The following is a 17563-nucleotide window of genomic DNA, read 5'->3' on the forward strand; positions in this document are numbered from 1 at the left end:
GTGCCCTGCCACAACTATTCCAGGCGTTCTGAGATCCGTCGACGTGCCCCATTCGCTGGCGCGTCAGATCGGCACGGCCCGCACGGACTCTCAAGTCTCGATGATGCGCGTCAGGTACGGCGTCATACCCGCGGTGCGGACGGGGCTGACGGTCACGTGACCGGCCGCCGACGACGCCTCGAGCATCTGCCCGTTGCCCAGGTAGATGGTGACGTGCTGGGTGCCGTTCGGGCCGTAGAAGATCAGATCGCCGCGCTTTGCCTGCGACGGCGGGATGTGCCGGCCCGCGTTGTACTGGTCGCCGGAGTACTTGGGAAGCTGCACCCCGACGCCGGCGAAGGCGTAGCGGGTGAAGCCCGAGCAGTCGTAGCCCACCTTGCCGGCGTCTTCCTCCACGCCGGCACTGGGCCCGTTGATCGCGCCGCCACCCCAGGAGTACGGCACGCCCTGCTGCGACGCGCCCCGGGCGATGACGTACTCGATTGCCTGCGGTCCGCGTACCCGCCCGCCGGCCAGCGCCGACGGCGCGCCGCCGAAGCCCAGACCAGACAGGAACCTGCGCCCCAGGTCCATGGTCGCCTGGGCGGCCTGCTGAGTGACCTGCAGCGAGGCGTTGGCCATCGCGACCGGATCGCCGGGCGCTCCGGCACTCAGGATCTTGGGCAGCGTCGGATCCCACTCGCCCGGATCGGCATTGGCCGGGCCGGCGATGCCCAACCCCAACGCGAGTGCCGTCAGGATCGTCCCGACGAAGAGCCGTCGAGAAGTGTTGCGAGACATGGGGAAAACTCCGTCAGTATTCGATGTAACGGATGACGAACGGTGTCATGCCGCTGGTGCGCACCGGTGAGATCTTGACGCTCGAGCCGGTGTAGGGAGCCTCGAGCATCTGGCCTTGGCCTAGGTAGAGCGTCACGTGCTGGCTACCGCCGGGGCCGTAGAAGATCACGTCACCGCGCCGCATCTGCGACGACGGGATCTTGCGGCCCATGTTGTATTGCGAACCCGAGTAGTGCGGCAGCTTGATGCCGACGCCCGCGAACGCGTAGAGGATCAGCCCGGAGCAGTCGAACCCGACCGTGCCCGCGCCGCTGTCGATGCCGTTGCTGGGCCCGGTGGCGGTGCCGCCACCCCAGGAGTACGGCACGCCCATCTGGGACATCGCGCGCTTGATGACGTACTCCGACGCCTGGGCGCCGTACACGTAGGGAATCGCGCCGTTGGTGATTCCGGTGTCGTCGGGCTTCAGGATGCCGAGCTTCTGCAGGAAGGTCTTGCCCATCTGTTTGGTCGCGTTCAGCGACGACGACGAGATCTGCAGGACCGCGTTGATGATCTGGATCGGGTCGCCGGAGACGAAGGCGCTGGGCACCATCGGCAGGGTGGTGTCCCACTCAGAGGCACTGCCGTAGGGCGGGATCGTCCCGCCGCCCGGCGCCTTCGGCGAGCCGGGGGCGGCCGGGTCCCAGCGATCCCCCGGGGTCGCCGGGCCGGTCGCCGCCGATTGTGGAACCGCCGCAGGCGAACTCGCGGGCGCCGACCACTGCCGGGCGGCGTCGAGCTTGTCCTGGGCGGTCTTGCGTTCGGCCGCCAGCCGGTTGATCTCGGCCTGCTGGTCGGTGAACGTCTGCTTGGCCGCGGTCAGCGCGTCGACCGCGGACTGCTGGCTGGCCTCGGCGTCGGCGAGGGCCTTGTCGGCGTTGTCCTTGGCCAGCCGGGCCGCGGACTCCTGGTTGATCTGTTCGGTGCGGGCCCGCTGCAAGTCGGTCATCACCTGCTGCGAGCTGACGGCCAGGGTCTGACCGGCCGAGGCGGTGGACAGAATGTCCTCGGGGTTGGTCGCCATGACCAGCGACGCCGACGGCCCGTTGATGTAGGTCGCGGCGGCGAACGTGTCGAATCGCTTCTGGGCGTCGGCAATTGCGGCGTTGGCGTCCTTGACGCCCTGCGCGCTGGCGTCGACCTTCTCCTGGGCCGCGGCCGCCGCGTCACGCGCGGTCTGGACGTCGACGAGCGCTTTGTTGACGCTTTCCTGCTCGGCTTGCACCTTGGCGCCGATGTCCTGCAGCCGCTGGTTGGCGTCGGCCACATCGGCGATCAACCCGGCGATGGTGGTGGGTGCGGCACCGGGCTCGGCCTGGGCCAGTCCGGGCATCGTGAACGTCATGGCGACGCTGAGCGCCAGCGGGCCCATCGGCCGGGCGATCCGAATGGCCGGCCGGACAACAGAGCCGCGAAGGGAACGTCTCATTCGACCCGGGTCTCCTCTGCTTCACACGTGCAGTCACGCCAGCCACAGATGTCACATGAGTCACATCATTAACAATGGCGACAGTTGCACCGTACGTCACATTTGTCGCAGAGGAAACTTCCGGCAAGAATTACATGTTTGTCATTTACGGGATGTTGCCGAAAAGTAATCTTATTGATTTGCCAGGGATGGCTATTTTCCCTGTTCAGATGCCATATCGCTTGGTTGCGAACGGCGAGCTCGAAGCTGCAGAACTCGGGTCAAAACAGCCGCTACAGCCACCCCGATCACAAGCGTGATCGTTAATCCCATCCAGGGAAAGTCGGGGGTTTGTAATTGGTCGACAAATGCCTGCGTACCGACCACGGGATTGGGTGCCGTCTTGGCCACGTCCTGCCCCGCTTCGAGGATGACCCGGTCGTAGGTGGTGCTGTAGGTCCCCGCCCACCCGGGGCTGAGGACGAGCACCGTCGAGCCGGGATTGTTCTGTCCGATCTCGGTGGCGATATCGCGTAGCGGAGTGTCGATCGCCGGGCTCTTGTCCATCACGACGACCTTGAGATCGATGCCGTGCTCCTTGGCCGAGGCCACCACGTTCTGCAGGGCGGCGACATCGGCGGCCGGCGCTGCGACACCGTCGGCGGCCACGTCGGCCTTGACCGCGGCCAGACACTGGTCGATCGGAGTCGACGGGTCCAGCCCGGCACTGCTGCACACCTCCACCGGGATGAACGTCGGCGCGTGCGGAATCGTCACGATCGGAAACGGTACCGCGCGGCCCCACCCCGGGGTGGCACCACGCGCCGGAGAAGACAAGACTGGGGGTTGGCCCGCTGACAGTCGCGGATACCTATCCGCCCGCTTAGCAGGACAACCGTACTGTTAGTATGGAGGCCGGTGTCGACACAGCCCGTCGGCATCGAGGACAACGCCGGGAGTTGATGTGAGCAGCGAAAATTCGTCGAATTCGTCCCTGAACACGTTCGAAGCGCGCGACACCTTGAAGGTCGGCGACAACAGCTACGAGATCTACCGCCTCGACGCGGTCGCCGGCACCGAGAAACTCCCCTACAGCCTCAAGGTGCTGGCCGAGAACCTGCTGCGCACCGAAGACGGCGCCAACATCACCAAAGACCACATCAACGCGATCGCGAACTGGGATCCGTCAGCCGATCCCAGCATCGAGATCCAGTTCACCCCCGCGCGCGTGATCATGCAGGACTTCACCGGTGTCCCCTGCATCGTCGACCTCGCCACCATGCGTGAGGCCGTCGGCGATCTGGGCGGCAACCCCGATCAGGTGAACCCGCTGGCCCCCGCCGAACTGGTCATCGACCACTCGGTGATCATCGACGTGTTCGGCAGTGCGGACGCCTTCGAGCGCAACGTCGAGATCGAGTACTCGCGCAACGGCGAGCGTTACCAGTTCCTGCGCTGGGGCCAAGGCGCATTCGACGACTTCAAGGTGGTGCCCCCGGGCACCGGCATCGTCCACCAGGTCAACATCGAATACCTGGCTCGCGTCACGATGGTTCGCGATGGGGTCGCCTACCCGGACACCTGCGTCGGCACCGACAGCCACACCACGATGGTCAACGGTCTGGGCGTCCTGGGCTGGGGCGTCGGCGGCATCGAGGCCGAGGCCGCGATGCTGGGCCAGCCGGTGTCGATGCTGATCCCCCGCGTCGTCGGCTTCAAGCTCAGCGGCGAGATCCAGCCCGGCGTGACCGCGACCGACGTCGTCCTCACCGTCACCGAGATGCTGCGCAAGCACGGCGTGGTGGGCAAGTTCGTCGAGTTCTATGGCAACGGTGTTGCCGAGGTGCCGCTGGCCAACCGCGCCACCCTGGGCAACATGAGCCCCGAATTCGGTTCGACGGCAGCCATTTTCCCGATCGACGACGTGACCATCGACTATCTGCGGCTGACCGGGCGCAGCGACGAGGAGCTGGCGCTGGTCGAGGCATACGCCAAGGCGCAGGGCATGTGGCACAACCCGGAGCACGAGGCCACCTACTCCGAGTACCTCGAGCTCGACCTGTCCACCGTCGTGCCGTCGATCGCCGGGCCCAAGCGCCCGCAGGACCGCATCGAGCTGTCCGACGCGAAGTCGGCGTTCCGCAAGGACATTCACAACTACGTCGAGAACGGCAACCCCGCCCCGCAGACGAAGCTGGACGAGGCCGTCGAAGAGTCGTTCCCCGCCAGCGACCCCGCGGTGCTGTCCTTCGCAGACAACGGCTCGGAGCCGCTGCACTCCGCGGCCGCCGGCGCCGAAGGCCGGCCCACCAAGCCGGTCAAGGTCAGCGTCGAGGATCGTGGGCAGTTCGTGCTCGATCACGGCGCCGTCGCGATCGCGTCGATCACCTCGTGCACCAACACCTCCAACCCGTCGGTGATGCTCGGCGCAGCACTTCTGGCGAAGAACGCCGTCGACAAGGGCCTGACCGCCAAGCCGTGGGTGAAGACGTCGATGGCCCCCGGATCGCAGGTCGTCAGCGACTACTACGACAAGGCCGGCCTGTGGCCGTACCTGGAGAAGCTGGGCTTCTATCTTGTCGGCTACGGCTGCACCACGTGTATCGGGAACAGCGGCCCGCTGCCCGAGGAGATCTCGAAGGCCATCAACGACAACGACCTGACGGTCACCGCGGTGCTGTCCGGCAACCGCAACTTCGAGGGCCGCATCTCCCCCGACGTCAAGATGAACTACCTGGCGTCTCCGCCGCTGGTGATCGCCTACGCACTGGCAGGCACCATGGACTTCGACTTCGAGCATGACCCGCTTGGGCAAGATAAAGATGGCAATGATGTCTATTTGAAGGACATCTGGCCGTCGTCGAAGGACATCTCCGACACCATCGCCTCGGCGATCAACCAGGACATGTTCAAGAAAAATTACGCCGACGTGTTCAAGGGCGACGAGCGCTGGCAGAACCTGCCGACGCCGTCGGGCAAGACCTTCGACTGGGATCCCGACTCCACCTACGTGCGTAAGCCTCCGTACTTCGACGGCATGCCCGCCGAGCCGCAGCCGGTCAGTGACATCACCGGGGCCAGAGTGCTTGCACTGCTGGGCGATTCGGTCACCACCGACCACATCAGCCCCGCCGGCAACATCAAGGCGGGCACCCCGGCGGCGCAGTACCTGGACAGCAACGGCGTGGGCAAGCTGGACTACAACTCCTACGGGTCCCGCCGCGGAAATCATGAGGTGATGATCCGCGGGACGTTCGCCAACATCCGGCTGCGCAACCAGCTGTTGGACGATGTCTCCGGCGGTTACACCCGCGACTTCACCCAGCCGGACGGGCCGCAGGCGTTCATCTACGACGCCGCGCAAAACTATGCGGCGCAGAACATTCCGCTGGTGGTGCTGGGCGGCAAGGAGTACGGCTCCGGCTCGTCGCGCGACTGGGCGGCCAAGGGCACCAGCCTGCTGGGTGTGCGCGCGGTGATCACCGAGTCCTTCGAGCGCATCCACCGGTCGAACCTGATCGGCATGGGTGTGATCCCGCTGCAGTTCCCGGCCGGGGAGTCGGCGGCGTCGCTGAAGCTGGACGGCACCGAGGTCTTCGACATCACCGGGATCGAGGAACTGAACAACGGTAAGACGCCGAAGACCGTGCACGTCAAGGCCACCAAGTCCGACGGGTCCGCGGTGGAGTTCGACGCCGTGGTGCGCATCGACACCCCCGGCGAGGCCGACTACTACCGCAACGGCGGCATCCTGCAGTACGTGTTGCGCAACATGCTGCGGACCGGCTAGCCGCAGGTGCCCAGGGTCAGCGAGGACCATCTGGCGGCCCGCCGCCGCCAGATCCTCGACGGCGCACGGCGCTGCTTCGCCGAGTACGGCTATGAGCAGGCGACCGTGCGCCGGCTGGAGCAGACCATCGGCCTGTCGCGCGGTGCGATCTTCCATCACTACCGCGACAAGGACACCTTGTTCTTCGCGCTCGCCCGCGAGGACGCCGCGCGGATGGCCGACGTCGCGGCCCGCGAGGGCCTCATCCAGGTGATGCGGGACATGCTGGCCGCGCCCGATCAATTCGATTGGCTGGCCACACGATTGGAGATCGCCCGCAAGCTGCGCAACGACCCGGTGTTCCATCAGGGCTGGCTGGAGCGCTCAGCGGAATTGGCGTCGGCGACCTCGGAGCGGCTGCGTCAGCAGAAACAGGCAGGCCGGCTGCGCGACGACGTGGCGCCCGACGTGTTGCAGTGCTACCTGGACCTGGTGCTCGACGGACTGGTCGCGCGGCTGGCGACGGGCGAGGATCCCCAGCGACTTTCGGCAGTGCTGGATCTGGTGGAGGATTCGGTGCGGGCTACCGACGCGTGACGTGGTTGGGGCCACCGCGGCTGCGCATGGTGGTCCCCGACTCGCGCAGCAGCGCGTGGATCGAGCCGTACGAACGGCCCGTCGACGCCACCAGGGTGCGAATGCTCGCGCCGCCCTCGTAAGCGTTTCGCAGAGTGTCCAGCAACTGGTCTCGAGCTTCGTTGGGCTTCCTCATGATCACCCTCCCCGGTGGATCCGCGCCGATAGCCATGAGAGTAGAAGCGTGGGTCGGCGCGTTGGGGGGAATGACCGAAATCGTTTATGCCAGTTGTCAGGCGAGCTCGATGAGGTCCCGGTACTCATCGGACCAGAAGTCCTCGGTGCCGTCCGGAAGTAGCACCACCCGTTGCGGGTCGAGCGCTTCGGCGGCACCCGGATCGTGGGTCACCAGCACGACTGCACCCTGGTAGCTGCGCAGCGCGTCCAGAACCTGTTCGCGGGACGCGGGATCGAGGTTGTTGGTCGGCTCGTCGAGCAGCAGCACGTTCGCCGTCGAAGCCACCAGACCCGCCAACGCCAGCCGGGTCTTCTCGCCGCCGGACAGGGTGCCGGCCGGCTGCTCGAGCTGCGGGCCGGTGAACATGAACGCGCCGAGCAGGCCGCGCAGATCCTGTTCGCCGGTGTCCGGGGCGGCGTGGCGGATGTTCTCCCACACCGTCGCGTTGTTGTCGAGCGTGTCGTGTTCCTGTGCGAAATAACCGATCTTGAGTCCGTGGCCGGGTTCCAGCCCGCCGGCGTCCGGAGTCTCGGTGCCGGCGATCAACCGGAGCAGCGTGGTCTTGCCCGCGCCGTTGAGGCCCAGCACCACGACGCGTGAGCCACGGTCGATCGCCAGGTCGACACCGGTGAACACCTCGAGTGAGCCGTAGTTCTTGGTCAGGCCCTTGACGACCAGCGGTGTCTTGCCGCACGGCGCCGGCGTCGGGAACTTGATCCTGGCCACCTTGTCGGCCACCCGCTCGGCGTCCAGTTCGGCCATCATCCGCTCGGCACGGCGCAACATGTTCTGTGCGGCAACGGCTTTGGTGGCCTTGGCGCCCATCTTGGCGGCCTGGGTCCGCAGCGCGCTGGCCTTCTTCTCGGCATTGGCGCGTTCGCGGCGCCTGCGCTGCTCGTCGGTGGCGCGGGCGTCGAGGTACTTCTGCCAGCCCATGTTGTAGACATCGGCCTCGCCGCGCACGGCGTCGAGGAACCACACCCGGTTGACCACGTCGGCGAGCAGGTCGACGTCGTGGCTGATCACGACGAGCCCACCGGTGTGGTTCTGCAGGAAGCCACGCAGCCAGCCGATCGAGTCGGCATCGAGGTGGTTGGTGGGCTCGTCGAGCAGCAGGGTGGTGGCCGAACCCGATCCAGTGTCGCTGGCGGCGAACAGGATCCGAGACAGCTCGACACGCCTGCGTTGCCCCCCGGACAGCGTGCGCAGCGGCTGGGTGAGCACCCGGTCGGGCAGACCGAGGCTCGCGCAGATACGGCCCGCTTCGCTCTCAGCGGCGTATCCGCCGAGTGCGGCGAAGCGCTCCTCGAGTTGGCCGTAGCGGCGCACCGCCTTGTCGCGGGCGGCCTCGTCGACCACCTCGGCCATCAACACCTGCTGCTTCTCCAGATCCGACAGCAGCGTGTCCAAGCCGCGCGCCGACAGCACCCGGTCACGGGCCAGCACGTCGAGATCGCCTTCACGTGGATCCTGCGGCAGGTACCCGACGTCACCGGTGCGCACGACGGTGCCCGCGTAGGGCTCGCCCTCCCCCGCCAGGATCCGCATGGTCGTCGTCTTGCCTGCGCCGTTGCGGCCCACCAGACCGATGCGGTCACCGGGCTGGATACGCAGCGCGGGGCCTTCGGCGAGGAGCAGAGTGCGCGCGCCGGCGCGGACCTCCAGGTCCGTTGCGGTGATCACGCGCGCACTACTCCTTCATTACTTGTCGTCGGTGAAGACCGGGGCGCGATTCTCGGCGCGCGCAGCGACCGCCTCTTCGAAGTTGGCGGTGAGCAGGCGCACATAAAGCTGCCCGAGGCCCTCGGCCTGCATATGCCCTTCCAGGCTACCGGCGTCCAGTCCACTCCACAGCGTCCGCTTGGTCAACTCGGTTCCGGGCCGGGAGAACGCCGCGATACGGGCAGCGATCTCGAAGGCGACCGGCAGCAGGTCCTCGTCGGGCACCTGGCGGGACACCAGGCCGATCCGTTCCGCCTCCTGCGCGTCGACGTCCCGCCCGGTGAGCATGATCTCGAAGGCCCGCGACGAGCCGATCGCCCGTGGCAGCAGGTAGCTCAGGCCCAGTTCACTGGCCGTGAGCCCGTTGTTGATGCCGGCTGCGCGGAAGTATGCGCCGCTGGCGGCCACCCGGATGTCGGCGGCCAGCGCAAGACACAGGCCGCCGCCGATGGCCGCGCCGTTCACCGCGGCGATGATCGGCTGGTGCAGCTTGCGCATGGCGAGAATCACATCGTCGAGCACGTCCATCGACCGCAGCCCGAACGACGGGCGCGTCAGCCCGGCGACGTGCGGCACCGAGCCGGCGGACTTGTGGTCGGCGCCCGAGGAGAAGCCCCGGCCCGCTCCGGTCAGCACGACCGCGCGCACGTCGTTGTCATGCTTGAGCTCGGTGAGGACTTCCCGCAACGGCAACATGACGTCGAACGCCATGGAGTTCATCCGCTCGGGTCGGTTCAGAGTGACCAGAGCGATATTGGGCTGCGGTTTTTCGACGAGAACGAAACCTGTGTCACGAATCACCCGTGCACGGTAACTCGCCTAGCGCGTCAGGCGTCCTCGGACTGGGATGCGATCGCCGAGTCGACGTCGAACTCCTTGACCTGGCGGATGAGATCCTCCAGCGCCGCGGGCGGCAGCGCGCCGGCCTGATTGAAGATCAGCTTGCCCTTCTTGAAGGCCATCAGCGTCGGGATGGAGCGGATCTCGGCGGCGGCCGCCAGTTCCTGCTCGGCTTCGGTGTCGACCTTGCCGTAGACGACGTCCGGGTGCTGTTCGGATGACTTGGTGAAGGTCGGGGCGAAGGCCCGGCACGGCCCACACCAAGACGCCCAGAAGTCGACCAGCACGATGTCGTTGCCGGTGATGGTGTCGTTGAAGTTCTGTGCGGTCAGGTCTTGGGTAGCCACGTCAGTCCTAACGTCTTGTTGTCCCTGTGTGTTCCCTGTAGCTGTCAATACAAACGGGCCAGCGCACTGGCCGCATCGAAACCGCCGAACTCATCGAGCTTGCCGTCGCGCAGGTGGTTGACCCACGCCGGGTCGGCGAGCAGGGCACGCCCGACCGCGACGATGTCGAATTCGCCGGCCTCGAACTGGTCGAGCACCCGGTCGATGGGCGACGGCGGGATCGGTCCGCTTCCCGCGCCGGGATTGAACTCGGTCTCCAGGCCCACCGACCCGACGGCGATGACGGGCAGACCGGTCATCTTCTTGGTCCAGCCGGCCAGACTCAGTTGGGGATCTTCGCCGGGGAAGCCGGGCAGGTAGTGCCGCCGCGTCGAGGGGTGCAGTACATCCACACCGGCTTCGACCAGCGGGGCCAGGAGTTGCTCGAGTTCTGCTGCGCTGCCGGCGACCTGCGCGTCGTAGCGGTTCATCTTCCACTGCGAAAACCGGTAGATGATCGGGAAGCCGGGACCGACAGCGGCACGCACCGCGGCGACCACCTCGGCCGGGAACCGGGTGCGCGCGGCGAGCGACCCGCCGTAGCGATCGGTGCGGTGATTGGTGTGCCCCCAGAGGAATTGGTCCAACAGGTAGCCGTGGGCGCCGTGGATCTCGACGGCGTCGAAGCCGGCCGCCTGAGCGTTGGCCGCGGCCACGGCATACGCCTGCGCGAGCTCCGGCAGCTCCTCGGTGTCCAGTGCGCGACCGGTGGCGCTGCCGTCGATCCCGATGCCCGACGGGCTGACCGGCGTTTGGTCGGGGCGGTCACCGTCGTGGACACCGCGCGCGACGCCCTGGTGCCAGAGCTGGGCGGCAATCGTGGCGCCCTCGGCGTGCACGGAGTGGGTGACTGCGCGCCAGCCGGCCAGCACCGCGTCGCCGTCGAGGTTGGGGATCCGGTCCGGCCAGCCTGCGGCGGGGTGCGGAATCCGAACGCCCTCAGTGATGATCAGTCCGGTGCCGCCGGCCGCCCGGCGACCGTAATAGGCGGCCACGTCGGCTCCCGGGATACCGTCCGGCGAGGCGGCGCGGGTCATCGGTGCCATCGCGAACCGGTTGGGGACGGTCAGCGACCCGACGGTCACCGGGGTGAACAGCTCCTCCAGGCGTGCATCATCCATGACGTGTTGCAACACCGCCGTCGACGGCGTTGATTCCTCGCCGGAAGAAATCGGTGATGTCGGCGGCCAGGGTGTCGACGTCGGCGTCGAGATCCAGTGCGCGCACGGCGCCGAACGGCGCGTTCCACAGTGGCCCGGTGCGCGGCGCGGTGGTGAAGTCCCACGGGCCGACGTAGGCGTACGGCAGTTCGTGGAAGTCGTCGCCCGCAGAAACCCCGTAGTTGACCTCTTCGACCGTGGCCGCGACGTCGAGATGCTCTGGCCAGAGCACCGGATGCGCTTCTGGCAGAACGGCTTTGATCGCGAAGCCGCCGGCGTAGAGGCTGCGGTAGATGGCGTCGGCGGCGTCGGTGTCGATGTCGAGAACGGTGTCGGGCCGTAATTCGGCGACGGAGTGATACACCGTGGCAGGCGGCGGACCCACATCGAGCCCGGTGGCCTCGGCCAGGTCACGCACCGGTCCGGCCAGCGAGATGCTGCCGTCCGGCCACGCCAGCGTGGTCCCGTGCACCGCGATCGCCAGTGTGGTGGCGGTGAAGCCGTCCGGACGGACGGCCAGCCGAATCGTCCCCGTCGCCCGGTACTGCGGCCCGGCGAGGAAGCTCTCGGCGACGCCGTGCAGTTGGCGGCGGGTGGCCACCACCGTGGATTGGGCCATCACCCGGCCGCTCCCCGGGTGCGCTCGATGAGCGCCACCGCACGCTCGCGGGCGCGATCGGCGTTGACCAGCAATTGTTCTCGACGGCCGGGCCACCAGAACAGCTCGAAGCCCAGCAGCACCAGGTACACGCAGGATGCGATGGCGTCGCGGGTGGAGCCGAATACCGCATCCCAGCCCGCGGTTCCGATCGCGACGACGAGGATCAGGGGCAGCACCCACCGGAAGGGGCGCCCGGTCTCGGCGGATGTGTGCAACCCGTCGGCGTAGTCGACCACCGGTTGCGCCAGGGCCGGGTCGCCGATGCGGCCGCCCCATCGGGTGACCCCGGCGACGCGCACACGTTGTTCACCGCTCAGTGCCGTGGCGCCGGGCCAGTACTTGACCATCCGCACGCCCAGCCAGATCCCGTAGACCACCGTGATGACGGCGGCGGCCAGCAGGGCGGCGAACCACAGTCCGGAGTCCAGCCACGCCAGCAGGCCGATGACGACGCCCGCACCCACCCCGACCGTGACGGCCCGCATGAGCGCGCCGCCGCGCCACACGAAGGCGGGGACGGTCAGCATCAGCTCAGATTAGACAGTGAACCCCAGCGCGCGGAGCTGTTCGCGGCCGTCCTCGGTGATCTTGTCCGGGCCCCACGGCGGGTTCCACACCCAGTTGATCTTGGCCTCGTTGACCAGCCCGGCACCGACCAGCGCGGTGAGGGTCTGGTCTTCGATGACGTCGGTCAACGGGCAGGCCGCCGAGGTCAGCGTCATGTCGATGAGCGCCACCGTTCCGGCGTCGCCCTTCTCCACGTTGAGGTCGTAGACCAGACCGAGGTCGACGACGTTGATCCCCAGTTCGGGATCCACCACGTCGCGCATGGCCTCCTCGATGTCGTCGAGCAGATTTGGCTCCGTCATCGCTTGTCCTCCAAGTCTTTTCGATGTGATGCCTGGGCCACGGCGTCTTTGAACGCCAGCCAGCCCAGCAGCGCGCACTTCACCCGAGCCGGATACTTCGCCACACCGGCGAAGGCCACCCCGTCGCCGAGCACGTCCTCGTCGCCCTCGACGGTGCCCCGCGACGACACCATCTCGGTGAACGCCGCCACGGTCTTCAACGCGTCGCCGACGGTCAGCCCGATCACCTGATCGGTGAGCACCGAGGTGGCGGCCTGGCTGATCGAGCAGCCCTGGCCGTCGTAGGAGATGTCGGTGACCTGTTCGCCGTCGGCGGACAGCGCCACCCGCAGCGTCACCTCGTCGCCGCACGTCGGATTGACGTGATGCACCTCGGCGCCGAACGGCTCACGCAGCCCGCGGTGGTGCGGGTGCTTGTAGTGGTCCAGGATCACTTCCTGGTACATCTGCTCGAGTTTCACGAGAAGAACTCCACCGCGCGCGTGACGCCAGCCACCAGTCGATCCACCTCGTCGAGGGTGTTGTAGACGGCGAATGACGCCCGGGCGGTCGCGGCGATGCCGAACCGGCGGTGCAGCGGCCACGCGCAGTGGTGCCCGACCCGCACGGCCACACCGTCGTCGTCGAGCACCTGACCCACGTCGTGGGCATGCACACCGTCAACGACGAAGCTCACCGGCGAACCGCGGTGTTCCAGGGTGGCCGGCCCGATGATGCGTACCTGCGGCAGTGCGGCCAAGCCGTCGAGCGCGGCGGCGACCAGTTCGTTCTCGCGCGCCTCGACCGCGGCCATCCCGATCCTGTCCAAATACCGCGCGGCCGCGCCCAATCCAACCACCTGCGAGGTCATCGGCGTGCCCGCCTCGAACCGCTGCGGTGCGGGGGCATAAGTGGCGGCCTCCATGGTGACGGTCTCGATCATCGACCCGCCGGTGAGGAACGGTGGCATCGCGTCGAGCAGCTCGCGCCGCCCGTACAGCACGCCGATACCGGTGGGGCCCAGCATCTTGTGACCGGAGAACGCGGCGTAGTCGACGTCGAGGCCGTGGAAGTCCACCGGCTGATGCGGCACCGACTGGCAGGCGTCCAGCACGGTCAGCGCGCCGACAGACTTGGCCCGCCGGACCATCTCCGCGACTGGTGCAATCGCGCCGGTGACATTCGAATGATGGCTGAAGGCGACGACTTTCACTCGTTCGTCGAGCTGCAGCGAATCGAGGTCGATGCGGCCGTCCTCGGTCACGCCGTACCAGCGCAGGGTCGCCCCGGTGCGGCGGGCCAGCTCCTGCCAGGGAATCAGGTTGGCGTGGTGCTCCAGCTCGGTGGTGACGATGACGTCGCCGGGGCCGAGGGCCTTCTCGAACCGCTTGTCGCCCAACACATACGACACCAAGTTCAGCGACTCGGTGGCGTTCTTGGTGAACACCAGCTCGTCGGTGTCGGCACCGACGAAGGACGCGATATCGGCACGACCCTGCTCGTAGGCGTCGGTGGACTCCTCCATCAGCTGGTGCGCCCCGCGATGCACCGCACCGTTGGACGTGGTCAGGAACTCCCGTTCGGCATCGAGAACCTGCAGCGGTTTCTGCGACGTCGCCCCGGAATCCAAGTAGGCCAGCTGATGTCCGCCCCGCATCACCCGCGTGAGGATCGGGAAATCCGCGCGGATACCCACGACATCCAGATCCACCGACGCGGTCATGTCAGGCTCCTGCCGCCGCCTGGGTGAAGCGCACGTAGCCGTTCTCCTCGAGTTCGTCGGCCAGTTCCGCGCCGCCCGACTCGACGATCCGGCCGTCGACGAAGACGTGCACGAACTGCGGACGGATGTAGCGCAGGATCCGGGTGTAGTGCGTGATCAGCAGGACCCCGGCGTTCTCGGCCTCGGCATAGCGGTTGACGCCTTCGGAGACCACCCGCAGGGCGTCGACGTCCAGGCCGGAGTCGGTCTCGTCGAGGATCGCGATCTTCGGCTTCAGCAGACCCAGCTGCAGAATCTCGTGGCGCTTCTTCTCGCCGCCGGAAAAGCCTTCGTTCACACTGCGTTCGGCGAACTGCGGGTCGATCTCCAGATCGGTCATCGCCGCCTTGACTTCCTTGACCCAGTGCCGCAGCTTCGGGGCCTCGCCACGGACCGCGGTCGCCGCGGTGCGCAGGAAGTTCGACATCGACACACCGGGCACCTCGACCGGGTACTGCATGGCCAGGAACAGGCCGGCGCGGGCGCGTTCGTCGACGCTCATCGCCAGCACGTCCTGCCCGTCGAGGGTGATCGACCCCGAGGTGACGTGGTACTTGGGATGGCCCGCAATCGAATACGACAGCGTGGACTTACCTGAACCGTTGGGGCCCATGACCGCGTGGGTCTCCCCCGACTTCACCGTCAGGTTGACGCCCTTGAGGATCTCCTTCTCGGTACCGTCCTCGTTGGCGACGCTGACGTGCAGATCCTTTATTTCCAAAGTGCTCATGGCTGTGTGGCTTTCGACTCAGTGATGGCAAGTTCTCGTTCGATGGCATCGGTCAGGCGCTCGCGCACCTCGGGGACCGCGATTTTGGCGATGATCTCGTTGAAGAAGCCGCGCACCACCAGCCGGCGGGCTTGCGCCTCCGGGATGCCGCGGGCACGCAGATAGAACAACTGCTCGTCGTCGAAACGGCCGGTGGCACTGGCGTGCCCGGCGCCGACGATCTCGCCGGTCTCGATCTCCAGGTTGGGCACCGAGTCGGCGCGGGCGCCGTCGGTGAGCACCAGGTTGCGGTTGACCTCGAAGGTGTCGGTGCCGGTGGCCTCGGCCCGGATCAGCACATCGCCCACCCACACGGTGTGCGCGTCGGGCTTGGCCGAATCCGGATCCCCTTGCAGCGCACCCTTGTACAGCACGTCCGACTTGCAGTTCGGTTGCGCGTGGTCGACCAGCAGTCGGGACTCGAAGAACTGGCCGGCGTCGGCGAAGTAGGTGCCGAGCAGCTTGGCGTCCCCGCCCGGACCGGTGAACCGCACGGTGGTCGAGGTACGCACCACGTCACCGCCGAGGGTGACGTTGACGTGCCCGAGAACCGAGTCCTTGCCGAGCTTGGCGTGGTGCGCACTGACGTGCACCATGTCGTCGGCGAAGTCCGCGATCCAGATGACGCCGAGACCGGCCGAGTCGCCGACGATGATCTCGACGTTGTCGGCATAGGTACCGCTGCCGCGCAGGTCGACGACGACGATCGCCCGGGCGAGTTCTTCGACCCGGATCTGCAGGTGACCGTAGGCCACCCCGCCCGCACCGGGGCCGTCGACGGTGATCTCGATGGGCTCGGCGACCTCGGTGTCCCGTGCGACGGTCACCACCGTCGCCGAGTTGAACGACGAGAACGCCTGCGCGGCAACCCGATCGCTGGGCACCCCACCCTTTCCGAGTCGCTCGTCACCGCGCCGCACGGTCTCGACCGTGACGCCGGGGCGCTCGGTCACCGTGATCGCCGCGGTGCCGTTGGCGACGGCCGAGCCGTCGTGCAGGCCGCGCAGCCGCTTGAGCGGGGTGAACCGCCACAACTCGTCGCGGCCGCCGGGCACCTCGAAGGCGTCGACGTCGAACGAGCTGAATTGCTCGCCCTTGTTGATGGCAGTGAGGTGCGAACCCTCCACTGCCTTCGAGAGATTGCTCACTTAACCGACAGCACCTTCCATTTGCAGCTCGATCAGCCGGTTCAGCTCCAGGGCGTATTCCATGGGCAGTTCCTTGGCGATCGGCTCGACGAAGCCGCGCACGACCATCGCCATTGCCTCGTCCTCGGTCATGCCGCGGCTCATCAGGTAGAACAGTTGATCTTCGCTGACCTTCGACACGGTGGCCTCGTGGCCCATCGTGACGTCGTCCTCGCGGATGTCGACATAGGGGTAGGTGTCACTGCGGCTGACCGTATCGACAAGCAGCGCATCGCATTTCACGCTCGACCGCGATCCGTGCGCACCCTTGTTGACCTGGACCAGGCCCCGGTAGGACGCCCGGCCGCCACCGCGGGCAACCGACTTGGACACGATGTTGCTCGACGTGTACGGAGCCAGGTGCAGCATCTTGGCGCCGGTGTCCTGGTGCTGGCCTTCGCCGGCGAACGCCACCGACAGCACCTCACCCTTGGCGTGCTCACCGGTCATCCACACCGCCGGGTACTTCATCGTGACCTTCGAGCCGATGTTGCCGTCGACCCACTCCATGGTGGCGCCGGCCTCGGCGCGGGCCCGCTTGGTCACCAGGTTGTAGACGTTGTTCGACCAGTTCTGGATGGTCGTGTAACGGCAACGGCCACCGGGCTTCACGATGATCTCGACGACTGCCGAGTGCAGCGAGTCGCTCTTGTAGATCGGCGCGGTACAACCCTCGACGTAGTGCACGTAGGCGTCTTCGTCGACGATGATCAGCGTCCGCTCGAACTGGCCCATGTTCTCGGTGTTGATCCGGAAGTAGGCCTGCAGCGGGATGTCGACGTGCACGCCCTTCGGGACGTAGATGAACGAACCACCCGACCAAACCGCGGTGTTGAGCGCGGAGAACTTGTTGTCCCCGGCCGGGATCACGGTGCCGAAGTACTGCTTGAAGAGCTCCGGGTGCTCGCGCAGGCCCGAGTCGGTGTCCAGGAAGATCACGCCCTGGGCCTCGAGGTCCTCACGGATCGAGTGGTAGACCACCTCGGACTCGTACTGTGCGGCCACACCCGACACCAGGCGCTGCTTCTCGGCCTCCGGGATACCGAGCCGGTCGTAGGTGTTCTTGATGTCGGCGGGCAGGTCATCCCACGTGGCGGCCTGCTTCTCGCTCGAGCGCACGAAGTACTTGATGTTGTCGAAGTCGATGCCCTCGAGGTTGGAGCCCCAGTTCGGCATCGGCTTCTTGTCGAACGTGCGCAGCGCCTTGAGCCGGATGTCGAGCATCCACTCGGGCTCGCTCTTCTTGGCCGAGATGTCGCGCACCACCGCTTCGGACAGGCCGCGCTGCGCGCTGGCGCCCGCGGCGTCGGAGTCCGACCAGCCGTAGCCGTAACGGCCCAGTGAGGCGATGGCCTCTTCCTGGGTCATCGGCTCTGCCGGCTTGGCTTCCGGGGTGAGTGTCATGGCGACGCTCC

At 67.1% G+C, this 17563-nt stretch carries 18 protein-coding genes; 2 read left to right on the plus strand and 16 right to left on the minus strand.

All coding sequences use genetic code 11. From position 1 onward, the window contains the following. Positions 1–90 precede the first annotated feature (90 nt). The 3 genes from ripB to AB4879_RS05500 all read right to left on the minus strand — a co-directional run bounded on the left by ripB (position 91) and on the right by AB4879_RS05500 (position 3007). Complete coding sequence (gene ripB / locus AB4879_RS05490) at positions 91–780, minus strand: NlpC/P60 family peptidoglycan endopeptidase RipB (RefSeq protein WP_370506771.1); 690 nt, start codon at positions 778–780, stop codon at positions 91–93. 13 nt (positions 781–793) lie between these two features. Then, complete coding sequence (ripA, locus tag AB4879_RS05495; protein WP_370506772.1) at positions 794–2251, minus strand: NlpC/P60 family peptidoglycan endopeptidase RipA; 1458 nt, start codon at positions 2249–2251, stop codon at positions 794–796. Positions 2252–2443: 192 nt separating this feature from the next. Further along, the gene (locus AB4879_RS05500) at positions 2444–3007 is read right to left on the minus strand and encodes a DUF6676 family protein (protein WP_370506773.1); all 564 of its coding nucleotides are present in this window, start codon (positions 3005–3007) and stop codon (positions 2444–2446) included. Positions 3008–3194: 187 nt separating this feature from the next. Here AB4879_RS05500 and acnA point away from each other — a divergent pair, with 187 nt between their 5' ends. Further along, positions 3195–6020 (plus strand): aconitate hydratase AcnA, encoded by a 2826-nt coding sequence (gene acnA, locus AB4879_RS05505; RefSeq protein ID WP_370506774.1) that lies wholly within the window; start codon positions 3195–3197, stop codon positions 6018–6020. A 6-nt stretch (positions 6021–6026) separates the two neighbouring features. Next, positions 6027–6596: a TetR/AcrR family transcriptional regulator gene (locus AB4879_RS05510; RefSeq protein ID WP_370506775.1), complete on the plus strand. Its 570-nt coding sequence runs from the start codon at positions 6027–6029 to the stop codon at positions 6594–6596. Here the strand turns inward: AB4879_RS05510 and AB4879_RS05515 are convergent. The 13 genes from AB4879_RS05515 to sufB all read right to left on the minus strand — a co-directional run bounded on the left by AB4879_RS05515 (position 6583) and on the right by sufB (position 17552). Beyond that, a complete protein-coding gene (locus AB4879_RS05515) occupies positions 6583–6771 on the minus strand; it encodes a helix-turn-helix domain-containing protein (protein WP_036345465.1) in 189 nt (62 codons plus the stop codon). The two genes, AB4879_RS05510 and AB4879_RS05515, sit on opposite strands and share 14 nt — an antisense overlap. Positions 6772–6867: 96 nt before the next feature. Further along, on the minus strand, positions 6868–8496 hold the full coding sequence (locus AB4879_RS05520; protein WP_370506776.1) for an ABC-F family ATP-binding cassette domain-containing protein: 1629 nt from the start codon (positions 8494–8496) through the stop codon (positions 6868–6870). A gap of 18 nt (positions 8497–8514) precedes the next feature. Beyond that, positions 8515–9336: an enoyl-CoA hydratase gene (locus AB4879_RS05525; protein WP_370506777.1), complete on the minus strand. Its 822-nt coding sequence runs from the start codon at positions 9334–9336 to the stop codon at positions 8515–8517. A gap of 26 nt (positions 9337–9362) precedes the next feature. Next, a complete protein-coding gene (gene trxA, locus AB4879_RS05530) occupies positions 9363–9722 on the minus strand; it encodes a thioredoxin (protein WP_370506778.1) in 360 nt (119 codons plus the stop codon). A gap of 44 nt (positions 9723–9766) precedes the next feature. Next, the gene (locus AB4879_RS05535) at positions 9767–10882 is read right to left on the minus strand and encodes a 12-oxophytodienoate reductase (RefSeq protein ID WP_370506779.1); all 1116 of its coding nucleotides are present in this window, start codon (positions 10880–10882) and stop codon (positions 9767–9769) included. Then, a complete protein-coding gene (locus tag AB4879_RS05540) occupies positions 10875–11540 on the minus strand; it encodes a hypothetical protein (protein ID WP_370506780.1) in 666 nt (221 codons plus the stop codon). The genes AB4879_RS05535 and AB4879_RS05540 overlap by 8 nt, the downstream gene beginning before the upstream one ends. Next, positions 11540–12109, minus strand: a complete 570-nt coding sequence (locus AB4879_RS05545; RefSeq protein ID WP_370506781.1) for a hypothetical protein — start codon at positions 12107–12109, stop codon at positions 11540–11542. Before AB4879_RS05545 ends, AB4879_RS05540 begins: the two co-directional genes overlap by 1 nt. Before the next feature lie 9 nt (positions 12110–12118). Then, on the minus strand, positions 12119–12451 hold the full coding sequence (locus AB4879_RS05550; protein ID WP_036337853.1) for a metal-sulfur cluster assembly factor: 333 nt from the start codon (positions 12449–12451) through the stop codon (positions 12119–12121). Beyond that, positions 12448–12897 carry a Fe-S cluster assembly sulfur transfer protein SufU gene (gene sufU, locus AB4879_RS05555; protein WP_370506928.1) on the minus strand — a complete coding sequence of 150 codons (450 nt, stop codon included), beginning with the start codon at positions 12895–12897 and terminating at the stop codon, positions 12448–12450. The genes AB4879_RS05550 and sufU overlap by 4 nt, the downstream gene beginning before the upstream one ends. A gap of 11 nt (positions 12898–12908) precedes the next feature. After that, positions 12909–14153: a cysteine desulfurase gene (locus AB4879_RS05560; protein WP_370506782.1), complete on the minus strand. Its 1245-nt coding sequence runs from the start codon at positions 14151–14153 to the stop codon at positions 12909–12911. 1 nt (position 14154) lies between these two features. Next, positions 14155–14922 (minus strand): Fe-S cluster assembly ATPase SufC, encoded by a 768-nt coding sequence (gene sufC, locus AB4879_RS05565; protein WP_102808008.1) that lies wholly within the window; start codon positions 14920–14922, stop codon positions 14155–14157. Beyond that, a complete protein-coding gene (gene sufD / locus AB4879_RS05570; RefSeq protein ID WP_370506783.1) occupies positions 14919–16109 on the minus strand; it encodes a Fe-S cluster assembly protein SufD in 1191 nt (396 codons plus the stop codon). The genes sufC and sufD overlap by 4 nt, the downstream gene beginning before the upstream one ends. Beyond that, entirely contained in the window at positions 16110–17552 is a 1443-nt protein-coding gene (gene sufB, locus AB4879_RS05575; RefSeq protein ID WP_083120353.1) for a Fe-S cluster assembly protein SufB, read from the minus strand. Between the last annotated feature and the right edge of the window lie 11 nt (positions 17553–17563).

Source organism: Mycobacterium sp. SA01, from assembly GCF_041287105.1.
Classification (GTDB): domain Bacteria; phylum Actinomycetota; class Actinomycetes; order Mycobacteriales; family Mycobacteriaceae; genus Mycobacterium.

Excerpts from the sequence above, each read along its gene's own strand:
- ripB (WP_370506771.1), bottom strand. The coding sequence starts at position 780 with ATGTCTCGCAACACTTCTCGACGGCTCTTCGTCGGGACGATCCTGACG.
- AB4879_RS05560 (WP_370506782.1), bottom strand. The coding sequence starts at position 14,153 with ATGACCGCGTCGGTGGATCTGGATGTCGTGGGTATCCGCGCGGATTTC.
- sufC (WP_102808008.1), bottom strand. The coding sequence starts at position 14,922 with ATGAGCACTTTGGAAATAAAGGATCTGCACGTCAGCGTCGCCAACGAG.
- ripA (WP_370506772.1), bottom strand. The coding sequence starts at position 2,251 with ATGAGACGTTCCCTTCGCGGCTCTGTTGTCCGGCCGGCCATTCGGATC.
- AB4879_RS05540 (WP_370506780.1), bottom strand. The coding sequence starts at position 11,540 with ATGGCCCAATCCACGGTGGTGGCCACCCGCCGCCAACTGCACGGCGTC.
- AB4879_RS05545 (WP_370506781.1), bottom strand. The coding sequence starts at position 12,109 with ATGCTGACCGTCCCCGCCTTCGTGTGGCGCGGCGGCGCGCTCATGCGG.
- AB4879_RS05515 (WP_036345465.1), bottom strand. The coding sequence starts at position 6,771 with ATGAGGAAGCCCAACGAAGCTCGAGACCAGTTGCTGGACACTCTGCGA.
- sufB (WP_083120353.1), bottom strand. The coding sequence starts at position 17,552 with ATGACACTCACCCCGGAAGCCAAGCCGGCAGAGCCGATGACCCAGGAA.
- AB4879_RS05535 (WP_370506779.1), bottom strand. The coding sequence starts at position 10,882 with ATGGATGATGCACGCCTGGAGGAGCTGTTCACCCCGGTGACCGTCGGG.
- AB4879_RS05550 (WP_036337853.1), bottom strand. The coding sequence starts at position 12,451 with ATGACGGAGCCAAATCTGCTCGACGACATCGAGGAGGCCATGCGCGAC.
- sufU (WP_370506928.1), bottom strand. The coding sequence starts at position 12,897 with ATGTACCAGGAAGTGATCCTGGACCACTACAAGCACCCGCACCACCGC.